Below are 25,812 nucleotides of genomic sequence, written 5' to 3'. Positions count from 1 at the left end.
TCTCCTTTTCATCCATTACACATATTTTTTAAAAATCAATGTCGCATTATGGCCGCCAAATCCAAATGAGTTGCTTAAGACCGCACGCACGTCTTGCTTGCGCGCTTCATTCGGCACATAGTCGAGGTCGCATTCCGGATCCGGTGTTTCGTAGTTGATCGTCGGCGGAATGATGCCGTCGCGGATCGCCAGCACGGAGAAAATCGCTTCCACCGCACCGGTCGCCCCGAGCAAATGCCCGGTCATCGACTTCGTCGAGCTGACAGCGAGCTTATAGGCATGATCGCCGAATACTTCTTTGATCGCCGCCGTCTCATACTTATCATTGTACTCGGTGCTCGTGCCGTGGGCGTTGATGTAATCGATCTCCTCCGGCTTCAGGCCAGCGTCTTGAAGCGCCTGGCGCATCGCCCGCACGCCGCCTTCGCCGCCCGGCGCCGGCGCGGTGATATGGTACGCATCAGCGGTCGCACCGTAACCGACAATTTCGGCGTAAATCTTCGCGCCGCGGCGCAACGCGTGCTCCAATTCCTCAAGAACAACGATGCCTGCTCCCTCACCCATGACGAAACCGTCGCGGTTTTTGTCAAATGGGCGGCTCGCCGTTTTTGGATCTGGATTGGTTGAAAGAGCCGTATTGGCGCAAAAACCGGCGAACGACATTTTCGTAATCGGCGCTTCCGTCCCGCCGGTGATCATGACATCGGCGTCGCCGCGCTGAATGACTTTAAACGCATCACCGATCGAGTTCGCCCCGGTCGCGCAAGCGGTCACCGTGCACGAATTGATCCCTTTCGCTCCGAGGATGATCGATACTTGCCCAGCGGCCATATCCGGGATCATCATTGGCACGAAAAACGGGCTCACTCGGCGATAACCGCGCTGCTGGAAAATCTCAAACTGCTGTTCAAACGTCTCCATGCCGCCGATGCCAGAACCAATCCAGACGCCGACCCGTTCAGCGTTGCTTTCATGAATGTCGAGATTGGCATCTTTGACCGCCATGAGCGCCGCCGCGACGGCGAATTGGGTAAATCGGTCCATCTTCCGCGCCTCGCGGCGGTCGATAAACAGCGACGGATCGAAGTCTTTCACTTCCGCCGCCACTTTCGCCGGAAAGTCGTCCGGATTGACGCGAGTGACAATGTCGATGCCGGACTGGCCGGCGATGATGTTTTTCCACGTCGTTTCTGCGTCATTCCCAAGCGGGGTGACGGCGCCTATGCCTGTCACGACGACTCGTCTTTTTTCCATCGTTTCCGTCTCTCCTTTTATTTCGATAATATACGTGCCGTTAACGGCCCCAGCGCAAAGCGATCGCGCCCCACGTCAGCCCGCCGCCGAAGCCGACCATAATGATGAGATCATCGTCATGGATTTTGCCCGCTTCCAACTCTTCTACAAGCGAAATCGGAATAGATGCGGCCGACGTGTTGCCATATCGACGGATGGTTGTCGATATTTTCTCTTCTGGCAGCTCGAGCCGCTGTCTGGCCGCTTCGACGATGCGAATGTTCGCTTGATGCGGAATGAGAAAGTCGACATCGTCTTTCGTGAGCCCGGCTTTTTCAAGCACACGCACGCTTGATTCTCCCATTTGCCGGACGGCGAACTTGAATACTTCACGGCCGTTCATGACGATATATTCGTCTTTGTATAAATGTTTTCCTCCTGTTCCGTCAGCTCCCAACTCGAAAGATAAAATCCCGCGCCCGGGCGACACCGGACCCATGACGACCGCTCCGGCGCCGTCGCCGAACAGCACCGCCGTGTTGCGGTCGGTCCAATCGGTGATTTTCGATAGTTTGTCTGCCCCCACTACTAATATATACTTGTAGGCGCCTGTGTCAATAAATTGGGCGGCCGTGACCATCCCGTACATAAACCCCGCGCAGGCAGCGCTAATATCAAGCGCAGCGGCGTTGACGGCGCCAAGCCGCTCTTGCAGCATGCAAGCGACCGACGGAAACGGACGGTCCGGGGTGACAGTGGCAACTAAAATGAGATCAATGTCCTTCGCCTCCATGCCAGCGTCTTGAAGCGCCCTTTTGGCGGCAAAATACGCCATATCGGACGTATCAATGTCATCCGCGGCGATGCGGCGCTCCTCGATCCCGGTGCGCGTTCGGATCCATTCATCCGATGTATCCATCATTTTTTCCAAATCAAAGTTGGTCAACACTTTCTCCGGCACATAGCGGCCGACCCCGATAATTCCTGCTCCCATATGGTCCATCTCCTCTTTCCCAAAATGGCGAAAAAATGCTCACGCTGACAACCAAACTTGAATGTACAATCAGTATACATCACCAATTATTATTACTTGGTACTAATTTTAGCCGAAAGAGCGTGGATGCGCAATAGAAAACGAAAGTTGAACGAGCGCTTTCCGTTCCCCTAAGGCATTTGTCCAAACCGCTTTTTCCTTTCTGCCATACAATACAAATACGAGCAACCATCGCATGAAAGGGAGGATCGCCCATGGCCAACGGCGAAGCGCAACAACGTCGCGAACGGCAAGACCATTTTTCCCGTCTAATGTTCGGATCTTTTCCTTCTCGCGCAACCGGCGAGCGCGAAGATCAAGGGAGCGGGGCAGAACCGCCTTTACTGCCGAACATCGATTTCATGAAGCTGTTTGAAAACGTCAATACGCTAGCCGACTCATGGCAACAATTAAAACCGCTCGTGAAAAAGATCACCTCGCTCGTCGACTTATTGAAAAAATAGCAGGGGCTGATCCAAAAAAGCGGTAATACCCCTATCTGAGGCAACATGGAAAAATAGACCACCTTGAAAACCCGGTACAACCAAGGGGTCAGAGGTGGTCTTTTCAATACTTGGGTGAAATTTCATCAAAAAGGAGCTTTTGAGTCAGCTCCTGCCCTTATCGTTTACGGGAGTTCATTGTATTGGCAGAAAAATTGCCCGATTTGCCGAGCCAGTTGGCGCCGTTTCTCCGGCAGCTCGTAAACGACGCGCACCCGGTTGTTTGTCGTTTTCATCCATTGTTCATATTTACGGCTATGCAAGGCGGATGGATACGGGCTCACTCCGGCCAGCTGCCAAATCGTCACCGGAACGTCATGAGGACTGAGAAAGAGGGACGGAACAGCCTCCGGCACCTCTTCTTCTTTCAAGCCATAGGCAGTCGCGATTTCCCTCACCATCCGCCGGTACACGAATGGATGTTCTTGTTCATAGTCAAGCTGGGCGCGTACGTCAAGGCAAGGGTTGATCATGGCGACGGCGCGGATTTGACTTGGCATGGCGCCAAGCAGTTGCAAGGCAACGAGCGCGCCCATTCCTTCGGCAACGATATAGATGCGCTGGTTCACAATTTCGCTTTTCAACACCGAGTAAATGAGCTGGCGCGCCAGCCGGACCGCTTTCGGACTTCCCCAATGCCGGCCGTACAAATGGGACGAAAAGACCGTATACCCACGTTTCAACCAATCTCCCAGCCATTGGCGCCGCCCCGGATGTTCGAGCCAAAAACTCGTCTGTTCGTTCACAAAATGGTCGCCGTCGCCCATTAAAAAAAGGGCAAACCCATTTGGGCGCTCCGGCACGTGAACGATGCACCATTGCTCATCGAGTTGAAAAAACCGCCGTTGTCCTGCCATCGTTTCCATTCACCCTTGTTTGGCAATGCATAATGGTACAGTATACGATATGCGCGGCCAAAAAAAACGTCCGGGTATATGCCTACGCGACAAATTGTGATAAGATAAGAAAAGGAATGACGAGAAGATGGGAGGAACAAAGATGCGCTTGTTTTGGACGTTTTTTTGGACGTTTTTGCTCGTGCAAATGGCAACGTACGTCATGGGCTCGATGCAAGGGATCGGCTATAACTTCGCAACCGGTGCTTTGCTTGGCGTCATCGTGACGATCTTAGTCTTCGTGATTGCAGCCCTGATTCCGGACGAGCCGGCCGGGGATCACCATCATTGATCATTCGCTTCATAAGACAACGCCTTGGGGTGAAAGTCCCAAGGCGTTGTTTTTTGTCATCTTTAACCGAGAATCCTCCCACTTCAACACCTATATATAGATGCAATTTGAAGCTTTAACATTTGTAGCTTTTACCGAGCATTTGATCGACTGTCGGGCGACCGAACAACGCCGCTTTCAGACCCATGTATGGGTTATGGGTCTGTGAAGCGGGTGGTTGTTCGGTCTTCCGTCACGCCTTGGCGTGACGGAGGCAAGCCTGTGGCTTGCCTTCGACAGTCGAAAAATGGACAAGCGACTTTTCCATCAAGGATATGTTAAACTTTTTCGTTGCATCTATATAGGTGTCAATGGAGGAGCATTCCATCCCTATTGATCTAGACTTGTGTTTTCCGTCCATGCTCAAACAATGCGACCAACCCGGCAGACAGGAAGCACGTCTCTCCGCGTCGGCGGCGCCCCCTTCAGCTCGTTTGCGCCGACGGACGAATGACGATCTGCCCGTTGTCAACATCGACCGTGACGGTGCTGTAATCTTTCACCCGCCCAGCGATCAGCTCTTTCGCAAGCGGCGTTTCGATTTGCTTTTGCATAAACCGTTTGAGCGGGCGGGCGCCGTATACTGGGTCGAAGCCCGCTTCGGCGATGTATTGCTTCGCCGCTTCGGTCAGCACGAGTTCGATATGCCGATCGGCCAAACGGGCCGACAGCTCGCGGGCGAACTTTTCGACGATGCCTTTCACTTCATTCATCGACAATGGTTTAAACAAGACGATATCGTCGATCCGGTTTAAAAATTCTGGGCGGAAATGGGCGCGCAGTTGGTCAAACACTTGTTTGCGCGTTTCTTCATCGATGTCGCCCTGTTTGTTTTCCAACAACAGCGGCGATCCGATGTTCGATGTCATAATGACGACCGTGTTTTTAAAGTCGACCGTCCGCCCTTGCGAATCGGTGAGCCGTCCGTCATCCAGCAGCTGCAGCAGGATGTTGAACACGTCCGGATGAGCTTTTTCGATTTCATCGAACAACAGAACGGAATACGGCTTGCGCCGCACTGCCTCGGTCAGCTGGCCGCCTTCCTCATAGCCGACATAGCCAGGCGGCGCTCCGATCAAGCGGGAGACGGCGTGTTTTTCCATATACTCGGACATGTCAAGACGGATGAGCTGCTCCTCGCTGTCAAACAGCGCCTCGGCGAGCGCTTTGGCCAGCTCCGTTTTGCCGACGCCGGTCGGTCCGAGGAACAAAAACGATCCGATCGGGCGGTTCGGGTCTTTCATGCCGGCCCGCGCCCGCAAGACGGCGTCAGCGACAAGCTCGACCGCTTCGTCTTGACCGATGACCCGTCTATGCAGCAATTCATGAAGGCGAAGCAGCTTTTCTCTCTCTCCCTCGACGAGGCGGGTGAGCGGAATGCCCGTCCAGCGTGACACGATTTCGGCAATCTCTTCTTCCGTCACTTCCTCGCGCAGCAATTTCCCTTCACTTTGCTCACTGATTTCTTGCTCGAGCTGTTTGAGTTGCTTTTCCAACTGCGGAATGCGGCCATGGCGAAGCTCCGCCGCCTTGTTTAAATCATACTCGTTTTCCGCCTCTTCCAGTTCGCGTTTTGCCCGCTCGAGCGCCTCGCGCAAACGGCGGACGCGGTCAAGCGCCTCTTTTTCTTTTTGCCATTGCGCTTTCATGGCGTTCGCCTTTTCACGCAAATCGGCAAGTTCTTTTTGCAATGCCGCAAGCCGCTCGCGGCTCGCTTCGTCCGTTTCTTTGCTTAAGGCCGCCTCTTCAATTTCAAGCTGCATGACGCGGCGCATCACTTCGTCCAGCTCCGACGGCATCGATTCCATTTCCGTCCGGATCGTCGCGCACGCTTCATCGACCAAATCGATCGCTTTGTCAGGCAAAAAGCGGTCAGAGATGTAACGGTCGGACAAAACGGCGGCCGCGACGAGCGCGCGATCGTGGATTTTCACTCCATGGTGCACTTCATACCGTTCTTTCAATCCGCGCAAAATCGAAATCGTGTCCTCGACACTCGGCTCTTGGACAAGCACTTGTTGGAAGCGGCGCTCGAGCGCCGGGTCTTTTTCGATGTATTGCCGGTACTCATCAAGCGTCGTCGCCCCGATGCAGCGCAACTCGCCGCGGGCAAGCATCGGCTTGAGCATATTGCCGGCGTCAATCGCCCCTTCCGCTCTGCCGGCGCCGACGATTGTATGCAGTTCGTCAATAAATAAAATGATGCGGCCGTCGCTTTTTTTGATTTCATTGAGCACCGCTTTCAGCCGTTCTTCAAATTCACCGCGAAACTTTGCTCCGGCGACGAGCGCGCTCATATCAAGAGCGAAAATCGTTTTGTCTTTCAGCCCTTCCGGGACGTCTTTGCGCACGATGCGTTGAGCGAGCCCTTCGACAATAGCGGTCTTCCCGACGCCCGGCTCGCCGATCAACACCGGGTTGTTTTTCGTCTTCCGCGACAAAATGCGGATGATGCGGCGAATTTCGCTGTCGCGGCCGATGACCGGGTCGATTTTTCCCGCCTTCGCCTCGGCGACAAGATCGCGCCCGTATTTGGCCAACGCTTCATAGGTTGCTTCCGGATGTGGACTCGTCACGCGTTGATTCCCCCTTACCTTTCTCACGGCTTCTACCAGTGCTTCCTCTGTCAAGCCAAACGATGCCAGTTGCCGGGCAACCGGCTCGGCGCCATGAGACAGCGCGAGCAGCACATGTTCGACCGATATGTACTCATCTTGCATTCGTTTCGCTTCGTTTTCCGCCTCCTCAAGCAGCCGCGCTAAGGCGGGCGCAACATACAGCTGCCCGTCCGCCCCATGCACTTCAGGCTTTTGGCGAAGCCGGTCTTGCAGCCAGCGGATCGCCTGAGCGCGGTCGGCGCCGCAAAGGGCAAACAGCCGCGGCGCCAAGCCGCCTTCTTGTTCGAGCAGCGCAATCAGGAGATGCTCGACATCAAGCTGTTGATGATGTCGTTCTTTGGCGAGCGACTGCGCCGCCATCAGCGCCTCTTGCAGTTTTTCCGTCAAACGGCTTGCGTCCATGCCGTTCCCTCCATTTGACCTTCTTTGACCATAAATCATTATAGCCGATCGCGAAGCACACGGCAAATCAAAAGCCACTCCATACTTGGAATGGCTTTTGTTGTACTTCACGGTTTGCGCAAATACGTCCAATGTCGATTATGGTTCGACGTTTCCGGGAACGTATCGCCGGCTTTCAGTTTCAGCTTTTTCGGGTGTTTTACATTGTCGCCCGTTTCGCCGATTTCAATGTACACGCCGTTGTTCGGCGCTTTATCCCCTGGTTTGAAATGGCGCGGTTGGCCCATTTGTTTCATCCCCCTTGCTTCGATTGCATTTGTTAGCATTCCCGGTTTTGCCGCTGTTCATAAGAAGGGAAATGATGGGGCCGCCGCACACGGAGCGTCAAGCCGTTCACAATAAAAACGTTTCTTCCTCATGGAAATCCTTTTCTTTGCAAAAAAAGAAAAAAGGAACTCCCGAAACGGGAATTCCTTTTTCCTATAGGATCGACACTAAAATCGCTTTTTGGGCATGAAGCCGGTTGCCGGCCTGCTCAAATACGACCGAGTTCGGGCCGTCCATGACGCCGGCCGTCACTTCTTCGCCGCGATGGGCCGGCAGGCAATGCAAAAAGAGGTAATCCGGCTTCGCCGCTTTGACGAGCTCTTCATTCACTTGGTACGGCTGGAACACGTTAAGCCGCTCGGCGCTTTCGCTTTCTTGGCCCATGCTCGTCCAGACATCCGTATAAATGGCATCCGCCCCCGCCACCGCTACAAGCGGGTCGTGCGTCACCACAACGGTTGCCCCGGTTTTCTCGCCGATCTGGCGCGCTGCCTCGACATATTCTGCCTTCGGCTCATAGCCTGGCGGACAGGCGATGGCGACATTCATGCCAACTTTCGCCGCGGCCACAAGCAAGGCGTTGGCGACGTTGTTGCCGTCGCCGACATAGGCGAGCTTGACGCCTTGGAACGTTTTTTTCGCCTCGTAAATCGTCAGCAAATCCGCCAGCGCCTGGCAGGGATGATCGTCGTCCGTCAAGCCGTTGATGACCGGAACGGACGCATACTCGGCCAATTCCTCGACTTTTTGATGGGCAAACGTCCGAATCATAATGACATCGACGTATTGCGACAAGACGCGCGCGGTATCCGCAATCGTTTCACCGCGGCCAAGCTGCAAATCGTTGCCGTTTAAATACATCGCCTGGCCGCCAAGCTGGATCATGCCGACTTCAAACGACACGCGCGTGCGCGTTGAGGGCTTTTCAAAAATCATCGCCATTGTTTTGCCGGAAAGCGGCGTATACGATACACCGGCTTTTTGTTTCGCTTTTAAATCGGCTGCTAGCGCCAACAAGTCCAAAATTTCTTCTGTCGAGAAATCAAGAAGCGTTAAAAAGTCTCTCCCTTTTAATGACATCACTGCATTCATGCGATCACCGCCTGTTCTGCCTGTTTTTTCTTTTCCAACCAGCCATGGATCGGCTGCACGTCAAGATGATCGACATCGAGCGCCTGCAAGAAGAGCTTCAATGTCTCACGTTCCGTGAAGACGAGCAATTGTCGGGACAACGCAGTCATTCGTTTGTTTGCCTCGTCTTCCTCTTTGCCCAAGTTGATCACCGCGAGCGCCGTGTCGCGCTTCACCCAATCGGCAAACGGGACATCTGGCACGATCACAAGCTGTTTCGCTTCGATTTCCGCGGCCAGCGTCTCATCGATGCCGCCAATCACATACATTTCATTGGCGTTTGCTTTCTTTCGCAAGTACGCGTAAAACGCTTTGTACGCCGCTTCTTCCTTCGTCGCTGCGATGCTGATGCCTTCACCGGTCGATTTCATCTCCGGTCCAACCATCGGGTCAACCCCCGGCAGCTTATGGCTCGAAAAGACCGGATACTTTAACACGGCGTACGGCATGACCGCCAATCCGCGAGCTTTTTCGTCAACGATGTCGACGAGTGATTTCCCAAGCAATAACTTTGTCGCAATTTGCGCCAATGGCACGCCGGTCGTTTTGCTGACGATCGGCACCGTCCGGCTCGCGCGCGGGTTCACTTCAAGGACGTATACATTGCCGTCCGCAATGACGTATTGAATGTTCATGATTCCTTTAAAGCCAAGTTTTTTCGCAATCCGGCCCGCATAGTCGATGATTTTCGCTTTTTCTTCGTCTGTGAGCGTCTGCGCCGGCAGCCAAGCATAGCTGTCGCCGGAGTGGACGCCGGCTTTTTCGACATGTTCAATGATGACCGGCAGCACGATGTCTATTCCATCCGTCACAATGTCCGCTTCCGCTTCTTTCCCATCCAAGTACGCGTCAATTAAAATCGGATACGTTAACTCGCCTTGCTCCACCAATGCCGCAAGCTGGACTTCATCGCGGACGATGAACATGCCGCGGCCGCCGATGACATACGACGGGCGAAGCAGCACCGGATAGCCGATTTCGGCCGCTTTGGCGGCGAGCTCCTCAGCGTCGTTCGCCATTAGGCCAGGCACGTGCGGAATGTCAAGCTCTTCAAGCAACTGATAAAAGCGGTCGCGGTCTTCGAGCTGGTCGATCATATCATAGGTGACGCCAAGCAGCGGCACACCGGCTTCTTCAAGACCTTTGACCAAATTGATCGCCGTCTGTCCGCCAAACTGAACGATGACATGCTTGATTTGTTCCGCTTCAATGACATCGAGGACGCTCTCTAACGTAAGCGGCTCAAAGTACAGGCGGTCGGCGACGGCAAAGTCGGTGCTCACGGTTTCCGGATTGTTGTTGATCATCACCGTTTCATAGCCTTCTTTTTGCAAGGCGAACACGCTATGAACGGAGCTGTAGTCAAACTCAATGCCTTGGCCGATGCGAATAGGTCCGGCTCCAATGATCAGCACTTTCTCCTTGCCGCTCGCTTTCTTCCGCTCGTCTTCGCCGAAATAGGTCGAGTAGTAATAATCCGTTTCCGAATGAAATTCGGCCGCGCACGTGTCGACCATTTTGTATGACGGCACGATGCCAAGTTCCTTCCGCTTGTTGCGCACCTCAAGCTCCGTCACGCCCCACGTTTCGGCCAAAAAGGCGTCGCTTGCCCCTTTTTCTTTCAAGAAGCGCAACGTCGGCTCATCGATCGTATCAATCGTGGTGGCTGCCGCTTGTTTTTCGAGCGCCACGAGCCGTTCGAACGAAGCAAGGAAAAAGCGGTCGATTTTCGTCCATTCGTGAATCGCTTCGACCGCCACCCCGCGGCGGAGCAGTTCCAAAATCGCGAAAAAGCGGCGGTCGTCTTTGTCGACAAGCAGCTGTTTCAGCTCGTCATCCGTTTTCGCCGAAAGCTCTGGCAAAAACAGTCCGTTGTTTTTGCCTTCGAGCGACTGCACCGCTTTTTGGAACGCCCGCTCCATATTGCGGTCGATCGCCATCACTTCCCCGGTCGCTTTCATTTGCGTACCGAGCTTCCGGTCCGCGTGCGGGAACTTGTCAAACGGCAAGCGCGGGAACTTGACGACGACGTAGTCCAAGGCCGGCTCGAAGCTGGCGTACGTCGTTTTCGTCACCGGATTGACGAGTTCCGCGAGCGTATAGCCGACCGCCAGCTTCGCCGCAATGCGGGCGATCGGGTAGCCGGTCGCTTTGGACGCGAGCGCTGACGAGCGGCTGACGCGCGGGTTGACTTCGATTAAGTAATATTGTTTGCTGTTCGGATCAAGGGCGAACTGAATGTTGCAGCCGCCGATGATCCCTAAGGCGGAAATAATTTTCACTGCTGAAGAACGAAGCATTTGGTACTCCTCATCGGTCAACGTCTGCGACGGTGCGACGACGATCGAATCGCCCGTATGGATGCCGACTGGATCGACATTTTCCATATTGCAAACCGTGATGCACGTATTCGACTGGTCGCGCATCACTTCGTATTCAATTTCTTTAAACCCGGCGACGCTCCGTTCGATCAAACATTGGCGGATCGGGCTTTCGGCGAGCCCTTTCTCCACGATCGCGAGAAACTGCTCCATGTTCTCGGCAATGCCGCCGCCCGTCCCGCCGAGCGTATACGCGGGACGAATAATGATCGGAAAACCGATTTGTTCGGCAAACGCGACCGCTTCCTCAACGCTTGTGACAATTTCGCTTTCCGGCACCGGTTCGCCAAGCTCATGCATTAACGCGCGGAACGCTTCGCGGTCTTCCCCGCGCTTGATCGCTTCAATCGGTGTTCCGAGCAGTCTCACCCCATACTTTTCAAGCACGCCGGCTTCATGCAGCTGAAACGCCAAGTTGAGCCCTGTCTGGCCGCCGAACGTGGCGAGCAGCCCGTCCGGGCGTTCTTTGGCAATAATCGCTTCGACCGCATCGACGGTGAGCGGTTCAAAATACACGGCATCGGCATGAACTTCATCGGTCATGATCGTCGCCGGATTGTTGTTCACTAAAATGACGCGATATCCTTCTTCCTTTAAGGCAATGCACGCTTGTGTGCCGGAATAATCAAACTCGGCGGCCTGGCCGATGACAATCGGCCCCGACCCGATCAGGAGAATCGACTGAAGCGAAGAATCTTTAGGCATACACGTTCTCTCCCTTGAACACGGTTTGCAAAAATTCGTCGAAAATATAGCCGGTATCTTGCGGCCCCGGATGCGCCTCCGGGTGATATTGCACCGACAAAATCGGTTTATGGCGATGGACGATGCCTTCGATCGAGCCGTCGTTGACGTTGATGAAGCGGATGTCAAACGGCTTGCCCGCCAAGCTTTCCTCTTTGACGACGTAACTATGATTTTGCGATGTCATCATTACTTTTTGCTTCCCGGCGTCCCACACCGGCTGATTGGCGCCGCGGTGCCCGAAGCGGAGTTTTTCCGTATCCGCCCCGTACGCTAAGGCGACAAGCTGATGGCCAAGGCAAATCGCAAGCGTCGGATACCGGTCGATAAGCTGACGGATAGCGGGAAGCTGATGGCTTAACTGTTTCGGATCGCCTGGGCCGTTCGAGAGGACAAGCCCGTCCGGTTTCAGCGCGTCAATCGCTTCCGGCGCCGTATCATGCGGCACGACCGTCACCCGGCAGCCGCGTGCAAGGAGCGACTGCAAAATCGACTTTTTATAGCCGAAATCGATGAGCACCAAATGCGGCCCGGCTTCGCCGTATGTTTCGATCGTTTTCGTTGACACCGCGCGCACTGGAAACGCCGCTTCCTCATCCGCAACTGCTGGAATGGGCGACAAACTTAATTCCGCCATCATCGTCCCAGCGGTGCGGATTTCTTTCACAAGGGCGCGCGTGTCCACGTGCGCAAGAAGCGGAATGTTCCAATGCTGCAAGTATTCTGCCAAGCTGTATTTCGCCCCATAATGAAATCCTGTGCTGCTCGCTTCGTAGACGACGACCGCTTCGACGTGCGGCCGCTTGCTTTCAAAATCGTCTTCATTAATGCCATAATTGCCGATCAGCGGGTACGTAAAAACGATGATTTGGTTTTTATACGACGGGTCGGTCAACACTTCTTGATAACCGGTCATGCCGGTGAAAAAAACGATCTCCCCGCTCACCTTTTCTTCAAGCGGAGCGGCAAGCTCGCCGCTGAACGTTTTTCCGCTCGCCACATGCAAGTACGCTTTCATTGGCGCCACCTCATCGTTTGAGTTTTTATAACCGTTTAAGAATTTTTATGCATGAACAGGAATAAAAATTAAGCCGTCGGCCGTCCGTTTACAAGACGGCTGAGGCGTTGGCGTTGTTCAACACGTTTGTTAAAATGTCCACCGCTTCATCGATTTCCGCTTTCGTCACGACAAGCGGCGGCAGCAGGCGGATCACCTTCGGCCCCGCCGAGAGGACAAGCAAGCCGTTTTCATGAATCAATGGCAACAGCGGTGCGACGTCCGTTTGGCACTCGACCCCGACAAGCAGCCCGAGCCCGCGCACGTCCTTGACGATGTCAAGCGGGGCGAGCGCCTCGTTTAACCGTCCGAGCAAGTAGCTCCCCTTTTCTTGCACCTCTTGCAAAAACGCCGGATCGAACACCACTTCTAACGTCGCCTTGGCAGCGGCCATCGCGATCGGGTTGCCGCCAAACGTCGACCCGTGCACGCCAGGCCCAAACGACTCTTTCAAAAACGCTTTGCCGATCATCGCACCAACCGGAATGCCGCTTCCAAGTCCTTTCGCCACGGTGATGATGTCGGGCTCCACGCCGAAATGCTGGTAAGCAAACGGCTTTCCGGTCCGGCCGATGCCGGTTTGCACTTCGTCGATGATCAGGAGCGCCCCGTACTGTTGACACAGCTCCGACGCTATTTGCAAAAACGCCGGATCCACCGGGCGGACCCCCCCTTCCCCTTGGACGACCTCAAGCATCACCGCGGCCACTTCTTCGTTCATTGCCTGCTTGAGAGCGTCGACATCATTCAGCGGCAAGTGAATGAATTCCGGAAGCAGCGGACCAAAACCGCTATGCACTTTCTCCTGCCCGGTCGCGGCCATGGTCGCGAACGTCCGGCCGTGAAACGACTGGCGGAACGTAATGACTTTGTGTCTCCCGGTATGTTTGCGCGCCAGCTTCAGCGCCGCCTCGTTCGCTTCCGCCCCGCTGTTGCAGAAAAAAACATAATCGCCGGCGCTGTGGGCGACAAGCAAGGAGGCGACCTCTTCTTGAATCGGGATCGTAAACAAGTTCGAGACGTGCCAATATTGATTCAGCTGTTGTTCAATGCCCTTTTGGACATGCGGATGGCGATGGCCGAGATTGCAGACGGCAATGCCGGAAACAAAATCGAGATATTGTTTTCCGTTTACATCGGTCACAACCGTCCCTTCCGCGGCTTGGACGGCGATCTTCCAACGGTTGTATGTCGGAAACAGCGCGCTCATAAATATACCCCCACTTCTTTGCGAATCGTTGTGCCGTGCCATGTTCCGTTCTGGTAAAACGTCGTTTTGCCGCTGACGATCATCACCTCGGGCAGCGCATCGGACAGGGCGGACAGCGCCGCTTTCACTTTCGGAATCATCCCGCCCGTGATGACGCCGTCTTCGATCAGTCGTTCAATCGTTTCCGCCGTCGCCTCAGCCACGAGCGCGCCGTCTCGCAAAATTCCGGGCACGTTCGTCACAAACGCGAGCTGGCTGGCGCCAATGGCGGCCGCGACCGCCCCAGCCGCCGTGTCGGCGTTAATGTTGTATGTTTGCCCGTTTTGGTCGATGCCAAGCGGCGAAACGACCGGAATGTAGCCCGCCTCAAGCAGCGTGCGCAAAAGACGGGAGCGAACCGTTTTCACACGGCCGACATAGCCAAGTTTAGCAACGTCAATCGGTTCCGCTTCGAGCAGCCCCCCGTCCACGCCGGAAACGCCGACCGCCGGCAAGCCGTTCTGCCTGAGCACCGCCACAAGCTGTTTGTTCACTTTGCCGGAGAGCACCATCTCCACAACCGCGAGCACGTCTTTCGTCGTCTTCCGCAAGCCGTTGACAAACTCGCTCGGCACCGCCAGTTTTTTCAACATTTGCCCGATTTCCGGCCCGCCGCCGTGGACGATGACGACCTCCATCCCTTGTTTTCGCATTGCGTTCACGCTGGCAAAAAAGGCGGGAGACAGCTCATCAAGCACGCTGCCGCCGCATTTGATGACGACCGTTTTCCCCATCGTTCTCTCTCCTTACGTCCGATAGCTGGCGTTAATTTTCACATAATCGTATGTCAAATCGCAGCCCCACGCAACGCCGACACCATCGCCTATATGCAAATCGACCTCAATGACGACCGTCTCTTGTTGCAAATACGCCGCCGCTTCTTCTTCCGAGAACGGCTGCGGCTCGCTTCCTTTCAGCATCACCATCGGCCCGATGGCGACATCGACGTTGTCCGGGTTCACTTCGGCATCCGAATAGCCGATCGCGCCGATGATCCGCCCCCAGTTGGCGTCCGCGCCGTAAACGGCCGTTTTCACTAAGTTGGAGCCGACGATTTGCTTGGCGATTTTTTTCGCTTCCTCATCCGTTTTCGCGCCGCGCACGCGCACTTCAATGAGCTTCGTCGCCCCCTCGCCATCTCTGGCGATTTGCTTCGCCAAATCTTCGCACGTTTTCCGCAGCGCCTCATAAAAGTTTTCCCAGTCCGGATGATCCGGCGTCAGCTCGTCATTTCCGGCAAGACCGCTTGCCATCACCACAACCATGTCATTCGTCGACGTATCGCCATCGACGGTAATTTGATTGAACGATACATCGGTAATCGACCGGAGCGCATCATGCAGCACCGCCGAAGAAATGTTGGCATCGGTCGTAATGAACGCGAGCATCGTCGCCATGTTCGGATGGATCATCCCCGACCCTTTCGCCGCTCCGCCGACGGTGACCGTTTTCCCATCGACGGTCGTTTGGTAACAGGCGCGCTTCATCACCGTATCCGTCGTTAAAATCGCCGTTTGAAACGCCTCAGCATCCGCCATCGTCGCCCCTGGAACAAGCTTTTCGATGCCCGCGCGAATTTTTTCCATCGGCAAATATTCCCCGATCACGCCCGTTGAAGCGACGGCCACATGGTGCAGCGCCAGGCCAAACTGTTTCGCGCACAGCTCGCGCATTTCATAGGCGTCGCGAAGCCCCTGCTCGCCGGTGCAGGCGTTCGCGCATGCGCTGTTGACGATGACCGCCTGCAATTTTTGTTCTACAGCGAGGCTCGCCTGCGTCACTTTGAGCGGCGCCGCCTGAAAATGGCTTTGCGTATACACCGCCGCCGCCGAAGCGGGCACGTCGCATAGAATAACCCCTAAATCGTTTTTCGAATAGCGCAGCCCGGCGTGCACCCCAGCCGCTTGAAATCCCTTCGGCGTGACGACCGTTCCATCGGCGACCACCGTTACTTGCGCCGTTTGTTTCGTTGCTGTCATTGTTCGTTCCCCTTCCCTCACGGATAGATCGGCAAGGAGTGGAGGCCCTCAGCCTCATCCCACCCCATCATCAAATTGAAGTTTTGCACCGCCTGCCCGGCAGCGCCTTTCATCAAGTTGTCGATCACCGACACGACCGTCACCCGTCCCGTCCGTTCATCGTAGGCGAGGCCGATGTCGCAATAATTTGAGCCGTACACTTCTTTTGTCGCTGGAAACTGTCCAAGTTGACGGATGCGGACAAACGGCGAACCTTCATAACTTGTTTTATATAAATCTACCAAGTCGTTTGGCGAAATCGGTTGTTTCGCCTTCGCATAGATCGTCGCCATAATGCCCCGTGTCATCGGAATCAAATGGGTGCTGAACGTAATCGGCTCCATCGCTTCATTCCACGTTTGCAGCGTTTGCTCAATTTCCGGAATGTGCTGATGGACGTTCACTTTATAAATTTTCACGTTTTCGTTCACTTCGGAAAAATGCGTCCCAAGCCCTGCTTTCCGCCCCGCGCCCGATACGCCGGACTTGGCGTCAACGATGATCGAATCTTCCTGAATCAATCCTTCTTTGACAAGCGGCGCCAGGCCAAGCAGCGTCGCCGTCGGATAACAGCCCGGGTTGGATAGGAGCACGGCCTCGCGCACCGCCTCCCGATTCCACTCGGTCAGCCCGTACACCGCCTTTTGCAAATATTCCGCCGGCGCCGCCTCGCGCCCGTACCATTGTTCGTACACCGCTCCGTCTTTCAAACGGAAATCCCCGGATAAATCGATCACTTTCACTCCCCGATCCACGAGCGCCGGCGCCCACTCCCCGGACACCCCGGGCGGCGTGGCGAAAAAGACCGCATCGTAACGGGAAAGCGCCTCGATTTCAAGTTTATGCAACACCGCACCATCGACCGAACCGACGTGCGGGAAACTTTCCGATACATGAACCCCGTCCTGCGACGACGAGAAAACGTCGCAACGGCTCACATGCGGATGCCCGTATAGCAAGCGGAACAACTCCGCGCCGCTGTACCCCGTCGCCCCGATAATGGCTACGTTCATCATGTTCCCCCTCACCCGTATGCCTCATGTAGTTCTCATTATAATACTGTATAAAAATAAAATCAAATGTATATTTAATAATTTTCAAGGATTTTTTTTCTTGCCCCTCCCTCCGTCTATGGGAAACGAATACCGATTTGTCCCGGCAGCCAAGGTGCATCCTTGACTCCATCGCCCTCATGTTCTCGGGATGCAAAGACTTTCACAAACGATTCCACCGATGTTCAACAAGTTTTCAATCTTTCCACTATCCTTATATTGACTTCCCTCTTTTTTCCTGTACACTTTTATATAGCGATACATTTTACGTAAGGTTGTGATCAGATGAACGAGATTGAATCTCGTGAATGGCAGAAGTGGCTTACATCGCTTGGGCGCGATCTTCGCCTTGAGAAGGGAACGTACTTGTTTCAAGAAGGGGAAAAAGCAGACGATATTTACTATATCCAATCGGGGAAAATCCAAATCAGCAAAATGGATATGGACGGACGGGAGCTCGCGCTGCGCATTTGCAGCGAGGGCGATTTGATCGGCGAGCTGACGCTGTTTTGCCCTGGCGCCCGCTACATGCTGACGGCGAAAGCGCTCGAAGACAGCGTCGTTTCCGCCATTCCGCGCGAAAGGCTCGAACAAGAGCTCGCCAACAATCCGACGCTGGCGATCGAGTTGATGAAGTGGATGAGCCTCCATTTCCGCAAAACGCAGACGAAATTCCGCGACCTCATTTTGCACGGCAAAAAAGGAGCGCTCTATTCAACGCTCATCCGTCTGTGCAACAGCTACGGCGTGATGAAGGAAGACGGCATTTTGATCGACGTGCCGCTGACGAACCAAGAGCTCGCCAACTTTTGCGGCACCTCCCGTGAAGTCGTCAACCGCATGCTCGGCGATTTGCGGAAAAAAGGCGTCATCTCCGTGGAAAAAGGAAAAATTTGCGTCCACAACTTGCAATATTTGCGCGACGAAATCGCCTGCGAAGGCTGCCCGCCCGAGCTGTGCCGCATTGACTGACGGGCGGGTGCGGCAAAAAAAGGAGCTGACCGAAAAGAGCGGTAATGTTCCTATTTAGGGCGACATGGAAAAACAGGCCACCACGAAAAACCCGGTAAAACCAAGGGTTTCAGAGGTGGTCTCTTTCACATACTTCGGTTAAATTTCACCAAAAAGGGGGCTTTTGAGTCAGCCCCTTTTGCTCTTTTCGGAGCAATCATTCACACCGCACCTTACTTCACCATATCCCGATCCATCCAACTCAGACGGCCATCGTCTCCAGTGAACTACCCACCACCTACGCTTCGCTGAGAGGTGGGGGCTTCAAGCGACTTGTGTGCGTTCGCCGAACGGTAAGCCACACACAAGAACCCTTTACGCTTCCCTTCGTTCGGAAGGTGTCCGTTCTAACCATATTCTATCCTATTCGTTGGCTAACGCCAACCGACATTCATCTCCCACCTACTCACTGAGTTACACCCTTCGCGTTCCTTGCGGTGGGAGACTTCTTTCGAAAAGATGTTAAAAAAGATAACAAAAAATGCGCAAATACAGACCTCTCGTTGCCCTGCAGGCAAATACGATGTTTACTGATGATGATTGTTAAGAAAAGAAAACAAGCCCACAAACAAAAAAATCCCCCCCAGCGTTTTATAAGTGCTTATATATTCTTTTAACATTTGCAAATATTCTTGAGAATCCACAGATCCCCCCATGGATCGAACCCAGGATGAAGCAGAACGACTCCCTAATTCGGGACTATTTAACATCAACCACAATCCGATGAGAGAAAGAACGAGTGAAACAAACTTCATTTTGTTTGGGCTTTTTAAAATATTCATTTTGCATCCTCCTTTTTATAACTATCCGTTATGCTTAAACGAAACACAAAAACAGAAGCAAGTTCCATCAGGAAACTTGCTTCAATATTACTATAAATAACAGAACACAGAACATTACTCATAGTAATAAAAACATACCCCTACAGGCTTAGCGGCATATCCATACCCTACTTTAGAATCCCATCCAATAAGTGGGTCGTACCAAACTTCAAAGTTATAAACTTTGTAATACGGTCTAGCTATTATGGTATAGGTTTTTCCTGCTGGAACTTGAATTTGATAAGTGTCTGTAACTTCATAAGATTTTGTTACGTTAAATCCCAACGCTGCCGAAACTGTTTCAGCGCTTATATTTGTGTTCGATGACCATGTGGCAGAAACCCCTTGTTTTATAGACATGGTAGCTGTTGATGGTCCTTTAAAAGTAGATTGTCTTATTATTTCTGTTCCACATGCTTCACTAGTAGTAATGTTTTTTAGATAATAACCCGTTCCTAATTGTGGAGTCACCACAGGACGATCCCCTGGAAGGGATGACTCTTGTGCTTGAGTGTATGCGATTGAAACCCCAACTAGTTTTTTCCCTTTTGGTCCAGGAACAGAAGTTTCTAATCTTTTAAGAAATTCTAGGTCTGTTATTTCAATCACCTTGTTCCCGCTTTGAGATACGATCACACTCGATTCTTTCGCTCTATCTAAAAACCCATTTACTGTCACATTCGTCTTGCTACTGAGTGAACATCCTGCATTTGAAGTCCCTTCTTCGGCAGAAGCGATGATACTGCCACCCAGCAACAGACCGAAAACTAACGAAAAAGAAAGGATTGATTTGACCCGAGTTCGACAGTTTTGAGGCCATTTTAGGCAAATGAAAATGGTCAAAATGCTGTAATATCAAGGATTTCACGATGCGGATCCTAGAAAAAAACGCTGAATTTCATAGGCACACGATTTGATAATTTAACCTTTTAAAATAGCCGAATATCGTTTATAATATAGGCATGTACATACGGAGAGTCACACGCAAAAACAAAGATGGAACGACTGTTGCGTATCTTCAGCTTGCTCACAACGAATGGGATCCGAAGGCCAAATATGCGAAAGCGAAGGTGATTTATTCGTTTGGGCGCGAAGACGAGGTGGATCGCGCTGTCTTGGAGCGTCTGGCCAAAAGCATTTCGCGATTCCTTTCTCCTGAGCAGGCTTGGGAAATCGAGACGTTGACAGGAGAAGTATCGGATGACTTTCAGTTTCAATCAAGCAAACGCCTTGGTGGCGCTTGGCTTTTGGATCAGCTCTGGAGACAACTGGGATTGGGAGAGATTCTCCACTCCTTGTTTGCCTCCCGACATCATCAGATTCCGTTGGAACGGCTCATTTTTGCCATGGTGGCGAATCGTGCCCTTCATCCGTCAAGCAAGTTGGCGATGGAGGAGTGGGTGGAGAAGGACGTGCATATCCCTCATCTTCCCCAAGTCGCCAGCCACCAGTTATACCGGGCGATGGATGAGCTGCTGGCTGTGCAGCCGGAATTGGAACGCCAAGTGTTCCATGCCGTGGCCGATTTATTGAACCTGGAAGTCGATTTGATTTACTTTGATACGACTTCGTCGTACTTCGAAGTGGATCCCTCTGAAACACCGGAAGGAGAATCGCTTCGAAAGCAGGGGTTTTCCAAAGATAAGCGTCCTGATTTGGTTCAAATCGTCATTGGGCTGGCTGTCACCCGGGAAGGAATCCCGATTCGCGCTTGGGTATGGCCTGGCAATACCATGGACATGACGGTCATCAAACAGGTGAAACAAGACTTGATTGGCTGGAAGCTTGGACGTGTGATCAGCGTCATGGACCGCGGCTTTTCCTCTGAAGAGAATTTGCGAATCTTGCAACAGGCCGGGGGACACTACATTGTCGGCGAAAAAATGCGATCCGGCAAAGCCGCCGTCGAAGAGGCCCTAAGCCGTCGCGGGCGCTACCAACAAGTTCGCGAGAACTTGCATATCAAAGAAATCATCGTGGGCGACGGAGAAGCGCGTCAGCGCTATGTTCTCGTGTACAATCCCAGCGAAGCCGAACGCCAACGCAAGGAACGGGAAACGCTGCTCGAATCGCTGAAAGAGGAGTTGGAGGGGCTTCGCCAACTCCCCAATGAAGCTCATCATAAGGCCACCTGCCGGTTGCGTTCCCATCCGTCCTACGGAAAATACTTGCGCCAGTTGAAGGATGGAACGCTTCGCATCGACAAGCAGGCGGTTCGTGAAGCGGAAAAGTATGACGGCAAATATCTCATCCGAACATCCGACGATACCTTGTCTGCGGAAGATGTCGCCATCGGGTATAAGCAGCTGGTGGATATCGAGCAGGCCTTTCGGACGTTGAAATCGACACTTGAGCTGCGTCCCATGTATCATCGCTTGGAAGACCGCATCCGGGCGCATGTGCTGCTCAGTTGGCTGGCTCTCTTGTTAGTTCGGATCGTAGAGATCCGGACTCATGAATCGTGGCCGAAAGTAAGGGATGAATGTGAGCGTCTTATGCTTGGACATTTTTCTTCCAAAAACGGCGACCTTTATCAACGAACCGAGCTGACGGCCAAACAAGCGCAACTCTTTACGGCTCTAGGGCTGGAGCCTCCTCCGAAGATCCTAGGCATCCATCCTCGCGCCTAGATACACGCCCGAAGTGTGCCCAAATGTCTCTCGTCCCTTTTGTATCAAGGGGCGAGAGGCATTTTGTTTGCCTAGTCACTGTCGAACTCGGGTTTGAGAAGATCTTTTATCATTATAACCTCTCTCCAATTACAAAAATGATGTCCTCCAAAAGCAACCAAGCAACGCGATCTGCCCACTATCTCTAAAGGGCTGGTGATTTAGCGCAAAATATGGCTGATTCCTGCTCTCTTTCAATTCGAAAAACGCGGCCGAATCGGCTTTCTTTTCTGATGAAATGCCATCGATTTGCAGGCCATTCTCGTTTTTCACCATCCTTCTAAGCGCGAAACATTTTGACGGCAACTATTCGCCCCCTTTTTTTAACCTTTATTTTACAATTAGATTATATTTCGCCTTTACTAAAATTATCAATAAAAATTTGAATTGTTTGTTTCTTTGTCGCATAAAGTAAGATTTTTAAGCTTTATCGAGTTGTTTTTTGGCTCATCACCAAATTTTGTGATTTAGTGACAAAAGAGAAAGCACTGACGAGATCCTGGCCATAATGTTAGCGGTGAAATCAACATTAAGGAAGTCTCGTAAGGGCTTTCGACACCACTAGGATTGCCAGAATATTGAAAACAATTGATTTCCCACTCATGTTGAGTGACTTCCACGCGAACCACTGGGAAGCCGAACACTTAGCGAATGTCTACTTGAAGTGAATCGACATGTTCTAATTTTTATTTATTTGAGAACGAGCATAGAAGAAGAGGTAGGCTTTTGAAACGACCCTTTGCAAAACCGTTACAAGGAATTCACGCCCATTTCACATCATGCTTGTGCAGTGAAAAAGCAATACCGCCTAACCAAAAGAAAACCCCAAACGGTCATGGATGCCTCCCGTTTGGGGTTCGCTCAAGAGTAGAGCACGATCATCGCGATGAAAAAGTACGCCGCGTTGGCGATTTCCAGCATGCCGAGTTTCATGATCGGCAGCGACTTGCCGTATAAGTAGACGGCGCGAATGACGCTCGGGGCGTAGGCCAAAACAGCGAACGGCTCGCCGATGGCGATGAGGCCGACGATCAACAAGGCGTGGTAGCCCCATGACAGCCATTTGTACCGTTCATTTTTCTTTTCCCGAATCATCGTCTTGACGTAAAACGTGCTGCCGATGAAAAAGAGGAAGGAAAACAGGGCGAGTTCAAACGCTTTGATCGTCAACGCCCCGCGTCCGGCGTAAAAGGCGGCGAGGCCGCCGATGCAAAACGCCGCGATGGCCGCTGCATCATTCCAAAAGGCGCGCTCATTCTTTTTCTTGCTGTAGTAGGTGTTTACTAGGAAAAACGGGATCATCGCCAATCCGAAGAGAACAAGGGTCGGCCGCTGCCAAAGGGAAACGGCCAGGGCCGGCGCGGCGATGGCGCCATAGCGAACGGCAGCGGGCACGTACGGCTCTTTCCGCTTCGTTTTCACCGCCATCAAGAGCGGATACGTCGCCAAATAGAGCGCAAGCCAGGCGACAAAGAGCGGCGCGTGAATCCACGAAAGCCCACCGGCGTACACCCCGAGCCAAAACGGGATGATGAGCATCGCCCAGGCGCCGTGTTGTTTTGGCATCACCCATTTGCTTTTGTTCGCCATCCGTCTCATCCTCCGCTTACCGGTGGAATAAAGGCGACCGTGTCGCCGGCATGAAGCGGCGACTCGTCGCGGGCGTACTCCTCATTGACCGCGGTCATGACGCGCCCGAGCGAGACGCCATAGCGCTCTTCCACTTCGTCTTTCAGTTTTTTCACCGTTTCCGGAACATTCGGCCACATCACTTCCCGCTCGCCGATTTGCTCGCCCAAATGGGCGAAAAACAATAGACGGATCATTCCTCTTTCACCTCCGGTTTTCCGGACGGATACGCCGTTGTTTCAAGCTGGTCGCCCACCCAGGCGCTTCCGTCCTCCCATTGCTCTTTTTTCCAAATCGGCACGATTTGTTTGATCCGCTCAATGGCATAGCGGTTCGCCTCATACGCTTCGGCGCGGTGCGGCGAGGAAACAGCGATGACGACGGCGATGTCGCCGATCTTAAGCCGCCCGATCCGGTGGGTGATGGCGGTTTTCGCCCCTGGCCATTTCTCCGCAATTTCCGCCCCGATTTGCGCGAGCATTTTCTCGGCCATCGACACATACGCCTCATATTGCAAAAAGAGCGTCCGCTTGCCGTTCGTCCATTCGCGCACCGTGCCGGCAAAGACAGCGACCGCCCCCGCTTCCGGACGCATCACTTTTTTCATCACATCCTCGACCGAAATCGGCCGGTCGGTAATGACAAACAACGGTTCTGTCATGTTCGCGTTCTCACCTCATTTATGAGCCATGGAATATATTCATCATCGTCCGCCAGCAAAAACACCGGGTGTGACAGCGGTTCGGGAAGCGGCTCCCAGGCGATGACGGCGCGGATGTCGGCGAGGTGCTGGAGCGACGCCCAATCTTTCGCGGAGCGCACAAGCACGACTTTCGGATGCCGCTCTTGTTTGTAGCCTTCAACCAACACGAGATCGAGCTGAAGCGGCGCATAAAGCGCCAACACGTCATCCAGCCGCCATAGCGGACGGCGGAGATGCAGCTGCAACAGCCCGCCACCTTCGACCGCTGTCGCCGACGCCCCCGCCCGCTCGTGGCGGACGGAATCGACGCCTTCGGGCCGTGCGGGTTCGCCGCCATGGCCGTGATGCTTCACCGTCCCGACGCGCCATCCTTCCCGGACCGCGGCCGCCACCCATTTTTCCATCAACGTCGTCTTGCCGCTATGTTTATAGCCGACGACTTGCCAGACGTTCATTCGCTTGATCCCTCATCGTCATTCAAAAGCCACACGTCGACCTCATCGCCGGCCGCAAACCCCCGCGTTCCGCCCGGCAGCACCATTAAGGCGTTCGCTGCCGCGAGCGAAGTGACGATGTTCGATTTGTCCATGCCGACCGGCTTCACGACAAGCCGCCCGTCGACCGCCTCCACCCGGCTGCGCACGAAGCGGGTGAACGGATTCGGCTTTGGAAACTCGGCGCCAAGGGTGGCTTTCGCTTTTTTCAAATACGGCTTGGCCGAAAACAGCCGCGTGCGCACGACCGGGCGGACAAACAGCTCATACCCGACGTAGCACGCCGACGGGTTGCCGGATAAGCCGAACAGCAGCTTGCCGTCCCGTTCCGCAACGGTCGTCACGCTTCCCGGGCGCATGGCGATTTTGTTAAACAACACGTTCGCTCCGAGCCGCTCGTAAATGGCGGGCAAATAATCGAAATCCCCGACCGAGACGCCGCCGGTCGTAATGAGCATGTCCACTTGATCGAGCGCCTCGCGCACCGCGGCGAAGCAGGCGTCCAGGTCATCGGCAAGCTGACCGAAATAAACCGGCTCGGCGCCGCTTTTGAACACCTGCGCCTCGATCATGTAAGCATTGCTGTTGCGGATTTTTCCCGGCACAAGCGGTTCAGAGACGTCGAGCAGTTCGCTGCCGGTCGCAAAAATGCCAATCCGGGGCTTTTTCGCCACCTTCACTTCGGCGTAGCCGAACGTCGCCAAGAGCGCCGCCACCCCGGGATTGATGCGCGTCCCTTTTTCGATAAGCAGCTGCCCTTTTTTCGCGTCTTCCCCTTGAAATGAAATGTTGTCGCCAGGGCGGAACGAGCGCTTAATCGACATATACGTTTTTCCATCCCGCTCGTACTGTTTGGCGAGCTCGAGCATGACGACGGCATCGCACCCGTCGGGAATTTGCGCTCCGGTCATCAGGCGCACCGCTTGAAACGGGCCGACCGGCTGCTTCGCCACTTGCCCGGCGCCAATCGTTTCGATCACTTCAAACTCGACCGGATGGTCAAGTCCCGCTCCTTCCGAATCCGCGGCGCGAATGGCAAATCCGTCATACGGCGAGCGGTCAAACGGCGGCACGTCATGATCGGCGAGCAAATCCTCGGCTAAATAGCGCCCGTACGACTGCCTTAGCGGCACGATCTCCTCTTCTCCTCTCCCAGCGTAACGCATCACCCGGGCGATGGCTTCCGCTACGGGAATGGGAGTTCGTCTTTCGACCAACGGTGTTCTCCCCTTTCTTTCCCTCATTCACTTCACTAAGCCCATTTTATCGTTTTATCACAATGATTTCCAATCTTGCAGCTGCTTAATGGTTTTGGCCAATTTTTCATCAACGACGCTGGCATCATCAATATGTTGCAAAATCATCTTTTTCTTCCTCCCAGCGGCTTGCCTTGGCCAGCAGCCACATGCTGACTCCTCCTCTTTTTTCGGCCGTTCACATCTTCTATGCAGCGCATTCACAATTTATATCGTCCGTTTTATTGTACAGGAAAGAAGGGAGCCACTGTTGT

General features: G+C 53.6%; 23 protein-coding genes. 4 read left to right on the top strand and 19 right to left on the bottom strand.

Features of this window, described 5'->3' with window-relative positions; translation table 11 throughout:
• Nucleotides 1-15: 15 nt before the first annotated feature.
• Nucleotides 16-1,254 carry a beta-ketoacyl-ACP synthase II gene (gene fabF / locus GHH_RS03715; RefSeq protein WP_015374148.1) on the bottom strand — a complete coding sequence of 413 codons (1,239 nt, stop codon included), beginning with the start codon at nucleotides 1,252-1,254 and terminating at the stop codon, nucleotides 16-18.
• 40 nt (nucleotides 1,255-1,294) lie between these two features.
• Complete coding sequence (locus tag GHH_RS03710) at nucleotides 1,295-2,227, bottom strand: beta-ketoacyl-ACP synthase III (protein WP_011230305.1); 933 nt, start codon at nucleotides 2,225-2,227, stop codon at nucleotides 1,295-1,297.
• Between the two features lie 254 nt (nucleotides 2,228-2,481).
• On the opposite strand from GHH_RS03710, the gene GHH_RS03705 reads away from it, so the two are divergent.
• Nucleotides 2,482-2,730 (top strand): hypothetical protein, encoded by a 249-nt coding sequence (locus GHH_RS03705; protein WP_015374147.1) that lies wholly within the window; start codon nucleotides 2,482-2,484, stop codon nucleotides 2,728-2,730.
• A gap of 164 nt (nucleotides 2,731-2,894) precedes the next feature.
• On the opposite strand, the gene GHH_RS03700 is transcribed toward GHH_RS03705, so the two are convergent.
• Nucleotides 2,895-3,635 (bottom strand): alpha/beta fold hydrolase, encoded by a 741-nt coding sequence (locus GHH_RS03700; protein WP_020753723.1) that lies wholly within the window; start codon nucleotides 3,633-3,635, stop codon nucleotides 2,895-2,897.
• 133 nt (nucleotides 3,636-3,768) lie between these two features.
• On the opposite strand from GHH_RS03700, the gene GHH_RS03695 reads away from it, so the two are divergent.
• Nucleotides 3,769-3,957 carry a YjzD family protein gene (locus GHH_RS03695; RefSeq protein ID WP_011230302.1) on the top strand — a complete coding sequence of 63 codons (189 nt, stop codon included), beginning with the start codon at nucleotides 3,769-3,771 and terminating at the stop codon, nucleotides 3,955-3,957.
• A gap of 464 nt (nucleotides 3,958-4,421) precedes the next feature.
• Here GHH_RS03695 and clpB read toward each other — a convergent pair whose 3' ends face one another.
• From clpB to argC, 9 genes are all read right to left on the bottom strand, one after another.
• Nucleotides 4,422-7,016 (bottom strand): ATP-dependent chaperone ClpB, encoded by a 2,595-nt coding sequence (gene clpB, locus GHH_RS03690; protein WP_015374145.1) that lies wholly within the window; start codon nucleotides 7,014-7,016, stop codon nucleotides 4,422-4,424.
• A 107-nt stretch (nucleotides 7,017-7,123) separates the two neighbouring features.
• A complete protein-coding gene (locus tag GHH_RS03685; RefSeq protein WP_011230299.1) occupies nucleotides 7,124-7,303 on the bottom strand; it encodes a YjzC family protein in 180 nt (59 codons plus the stop codon).
• 193 nt (nucleotides 7,304-7,496) lie between these two features.
• Complete coding sequence (gene argF / locus GHH_RS03680; protein ID WP_015374144.1) at nucleotides 7,497-8,435, bottom strand: ornithine carbamoyltransferase; 939 nt, start codon at nucleotides 8,433-8,435, stop codon at nucleotides 7,497-7,499.
• Nucleotides 8,432-11,560 carry a carbamoyl phosphate synthase large subunit gene (locus GHH_RS03675; RefSeq protein ID WP_015374143.1) on the bottom strand — a complete coding sequence of 1,043 codons (3,129 nt, stop codon included), beginning with the start codon at nucleotides 11,558-11,560 and terminating at the stop codon, nucleotides 8,432-8,434. Before GHH_RS03675 ends, argF begins: the two co-directional genes overlap by 4 nt.
• Nucleotides 11,553-12,617, bottom strand: coding sequence for a carbamoyl phosphate synthase small subunit (locus GHH_RS03670; RefSeq protein WP_015374142.1), 1,065 nt, complete (start codon nucleotides 12,615-12,617; stop codon nucleotides 11,553-11,555). Before GHH_RS03670 ends, GHH_RS03675 begins: the two co-directional genes overlap by 8 nt.
• 88 nt (nucleotides 12,618-12,705) lie before the next feature.
• Nucleotides 12,706-13,866, bottom strand: a complete 1,161-nt coding sequence (locus GHH_RS03665; RefSeq protein WP_015374141.1) for an acetylornithine transaminase — start codon at nucleotides 13,864-13,866, stop codon at nucleotides 12,706-12,708.
• Nucleotides 13,863-14,639 carry an acetylglutamate kinase gene (argB, locus tag GHH_RS03660; protein WP_015374140.1) on the bottom strand — a complete coding sequence of 259 codons (777 nt, stop codon included), beginning with the start codon at nucleotides 14,637-14,639 and terminating at the stop codon, nucleotides 13,863-13,865. Before argB ends, GHH_RS03665 begins: the two co-directional genes overlap by 4 nt.
• 12 nt (nucleotides 14,640-14,651) lie before the next feature.
• Nucleotides 14,652-15,884, bottom strand: coding sequence for a bifunctional ornithine acetyltransferase/N-acetylglutamate synthase (gene argJ, locus GHH_RS03655; RefSeq protein ID WP_015374139.1), 1,233 nt, complete (start codon nucleotides 15,882-15,884; stop codon nucleotides 14,652-14,654).
• A gap of 17 nt (nucleotides 15,885-15,901) precedes the next feature.
• Nucleotides 15,902-16,936, bottom strand: a complete 1,035-nt coding sequence (gene argC, locus GHH_RS03650) for an N-acetyl-gamma-glutamyl-phosphate reductase (protein ID WP_015374138.1) — start codon at nucleotides 16,934-16,936, stop codon at nucleotides 15,902-15,904.
• A gap of 324 nt (nucleotides 16,937-17,260) precedes the next feature.
• Between argC and GHH_RS03645 the strand changes: the two genes are divergently transcribed.
• Nucleotides 17,261-17,947, top strand: coding sequence for a Crp/Fnr family transcriptional regulator (locus GHH_RS03645; RefSeq protein ID WP_015374137.1), 687 nt, complete (start codon nucleotides 17,261-17,263; stop codon nucleotides 17,945-17,947).
• 566 nt (nucleotides 17,948-18,513) lie between these two features.
• Here GHH_RS03645 and GHH_RS03640 read toward each other — a convergent pair.
• Nucleotides 18,514-18,768, bottom strand: coding sequence for a hypothetical protein (locus tag GHH_RS03640; protein WP_015374136.1), 255 nt, complete (start codon nucleotides 18,766-18,768; stop codon nucleotides 18,514-18,516).
• Nucleotides 18,769-18,882: 114 nt separating this feature from the next.
• Nucleotides 18,883-19,485 carry a DUF6426 family protein gene (locus GHH_RS17895; protein WP_236612586.1) on the bottom strand — a complete coding sequence of 201 codons (603 nt, stop codon included), beginning with the start codon at nucleotides 19,483-19,485 and terminating at the stop codon, nucleotides 18,883-18,885.
• Between the two features lie 284 nt (nucleotides 19,486-19,769).
• On the opposite strand from GHH_RS17895, the gene GHH_RS03635 reads away from it, so the two are divergent.
• On the top strand, nucleotides 19,770-21,437 hold the full coding sequence (locus GHH_RS03635) for an IS1634 family transposase (RefSeq protein WP_015374097.1): 1,668 nt from the start codon (nucleotides 19,770-19,772) through the stop codon (nucleotides 21,435-21,437).
• 900 nt (nucleotides 21,438-22,337) lie between these two features.
• On the opposite strand, the gene GHH_RS03625 is transcribed toward GHH_RS03635, so the two are convergent.
• The 5 genes from GHH_RS03625 to glp are packed head-to-tail and all read right to left on the bottom strand — an operon-like array spanning nucleotide 22,338 to nucleotide 25,519.
• A complete protein-coding gene (locus tag GHH_RS03625; RefSeq protein ID WP_015374133.1) occupies nucleotides 22,338-23,066 on the bottom strand; it encodes a YwiC-like family protein in 729 nt (242 codons plus the stop codon).
• 5 nt (nucleotides 23,067-23,071) lie between these two features.
• A complete protein-coding gene (gene moaD, locus GHH_RS03620; RefSeq protein WP_015374132.1) occupies nucleotides 23,072-23,302 on the bottom strand; it encodes a molybdopterin converting factor subunit 1 in 231 nt (76 codons plus the stop codon).
• Nucleotides 23,299-23,766 (bottom strand): molybdenum cofactor biosynthesis protein MoaE, encoded by a 468-nt coding sequence (locus tag GHH_RS03615; RefSeq protein ID WP_015374131.1) that lies wholly within the window; start codon nucleotides 23,764-23,766, stop codon nucleotides 23,299-23,301. The genes moaD and GHH_RS03615 overlap by 4 nt, the downstream gene beginning before the upstream one ends.
• A complete protein-coding gene (mobB, locus tag GHH_RS03610) occupies nucleotides 23,763-24,263 on the bottom strand; it encodes a molybdopterin-guanine dinucleotide biosynthesis protein B (protein WP_015374130.1) in 501 nt (166 codons plus the stop codon). The genes GHH_RS03615 and mobB overlap by 4 nt, the downstream gene beginning before the upstream one ends.
• The gene (gene glp, locus GHH_RS03605; protein ID WP_015374129.1) at nucleotides 24,260-25,519 is read right to left on the bottom strand and encodes a gephyrin-like molybdotransferase Glp; all 1,260 of its coding nucleotides are present in this window, start codon (nucleotides 25,517-25,519) and stop codon (nucleotides 24,260-24,262) included. Before glp ends, mobB begins: the two co-directional genes overlap by 4 nt.
• Nucleotides 25,520-25,812: the final 293 nt, after the last annotated feature.

Origin of the sequence: Geobacillus sp. GHH01 (assembly GCF_000336445.1) — a bacterium.
GTDB classification, from domain to species: Bacteria; Bacillota; Bacilli; order Bacillales; family Anoxybacillaceae; genus Geobacillus; species Geobacillus zalihae.
The sequence above is the reverse complement of the archived record's forward strand: the minus strand, read 5'-3'. Positions and strand labels throughout refer to the sequence as shown.

Bases quoted from the DNA above. Each gene is read 5' to 3' on its own strand.
- fabF (WP_015374148.1), bottom strand. From the start codon at position 1,254: ATGGAAAAAAGACGAGTCGTCGTGACAGGCATAGGCGCCGTCACCCCG.
- GHH_RS03710 (WP_011230305.1), bottom strand. From the start codon at position 2,227: ATGGGAGCAGGAATTATCGGGGTCGGCCGCTATGTGCCGGAGAAAGTG.
- GHH_RS03705 (WP_015374147.1), top strand. From the start codon at position 2,482: ATGGCCAACGGCGAAGCGCAACAACGTCGCGAACGGCAAGACCATTTT.
- GHH_RS03700 (WP_020753723.1), bottom strand. From the start codon at position 3,635: ATGGAAACGATGGCAGGACAACGGCGGTTTTTTCAACTCGATGAGCAA.
- GHH_RS03695 (WP_011230302.1), top strand. From the start codon at position 3,769: ATGCGCTTGTTTTGGACGTTTTTTTGGACGTTTTTGCTCGTGCAAATG.
- clpB (WP_015374145.1), bottom strand. From the start codon at position 7,016: ATGGACGCAAGCCGTTTGACGGAAAAACTGCAAGAGGCGCTGATGGCG.
- GHH_RS03685 (WP_011230299.1), bottom strand. From the start codon at position 7,303: ATGGGCCAACCGCGCCATTTCAAACCAGGGGATAAAGCGCCGAACAAC.
- argF (WP_015374144.1), bottom strand. From the start codon at position 8,435: ATGAATGCAGTGATGTCATTAAAAGGGAGAGACTTTTTAACGCTTCTT.
- GHH_RS03675 (WP_015374143.1), bottom strand. From the start codon at position 11,560: ATGCCTAAAGATTCTTCGCTTCAGTCGATTCTCCTGATCGGGTCGGGG.
- GHH_RS03670 (WP_015374142.1), bottom strand. From the start codon at position 12,617: ATGAAAGCGTACTTGCATGTGGCGAGCGGAAAAACGTTCAGCGGCGAG.
- GHH_RS03665 (WP_015374141.1), bottom strand. From the start codon at position 13,866: ATGAGCGCGCTGTTTCCGACATACAACCGTTGGAAGATCGCCGTCCAA.
- argB (WP_015374140.1), bottom strand. From the start codon at position 14,639: ATGGGGAAAACGGTCGTCATCAAATGCGGCGGCAGCGTGCTTGATGAG.
- argJ (WP_015374139.1), bottom strand. From the start codon at position 15,884: ATGACAGCAACGAAACAAACGGCGCAAGTAACGGTGGTCGCCGATGGA.
- argC (WP_015374138.1), bottom strand. From the start codon at position 16,936: ATGAACGTAGCCATTATCGGGGCGACGGGGTACAGCGGCGCGGAGTTG.
- GHH_RS03645 (WP_015374137.1), top strand. From the start codon at position 17,261: ATGAACGAGATTGAATCTCGTGAATGGCAGAAGTGGCTTACATCGCTT.
- GHH_RS03640 (WP_015374136.1), bottom strand. From the start codon at position 18,768: ATGAATATTTTAAAAAGCCCAAACAAAATGAAGTTTGTTTCACTCGTT.
- GHH_RS03635 (WP_015374097.1), top strand. From the start codon at position 19,770: ATGTACATACGGAGAGTCACACGCAAAAACAAAGATGGAACGACTGTT.
- GHH_RS03625 (WP_015374133.1), bottom strand. From the start codon at position 23,066: ATGGCGAACAAAAGCAAATGGGTGATGCCAAAACAACACGGCGCCTGG.
- moaD (WP_015374132.1), bottom strand. From the start codon at position 23,302: ATGATCCGTCTATTGTTTTTCGCCCATTTGGGCGAGCAAATCGGCGAG.
- GHH_RS03615 (WP_015374131.1), bottom strand. From the start codon at position 23,766: ATGACAGAACCGTTGTTTGTCATTACCGACCGGCCGATTTCGGTCGAG.
- mobB (WP_015374130.1), bottom strand. From the start codon at position 24,263: ATGAACGTCTGGCAAGTCGTCGGCTATAAACATAGCGGCAAGACGACG.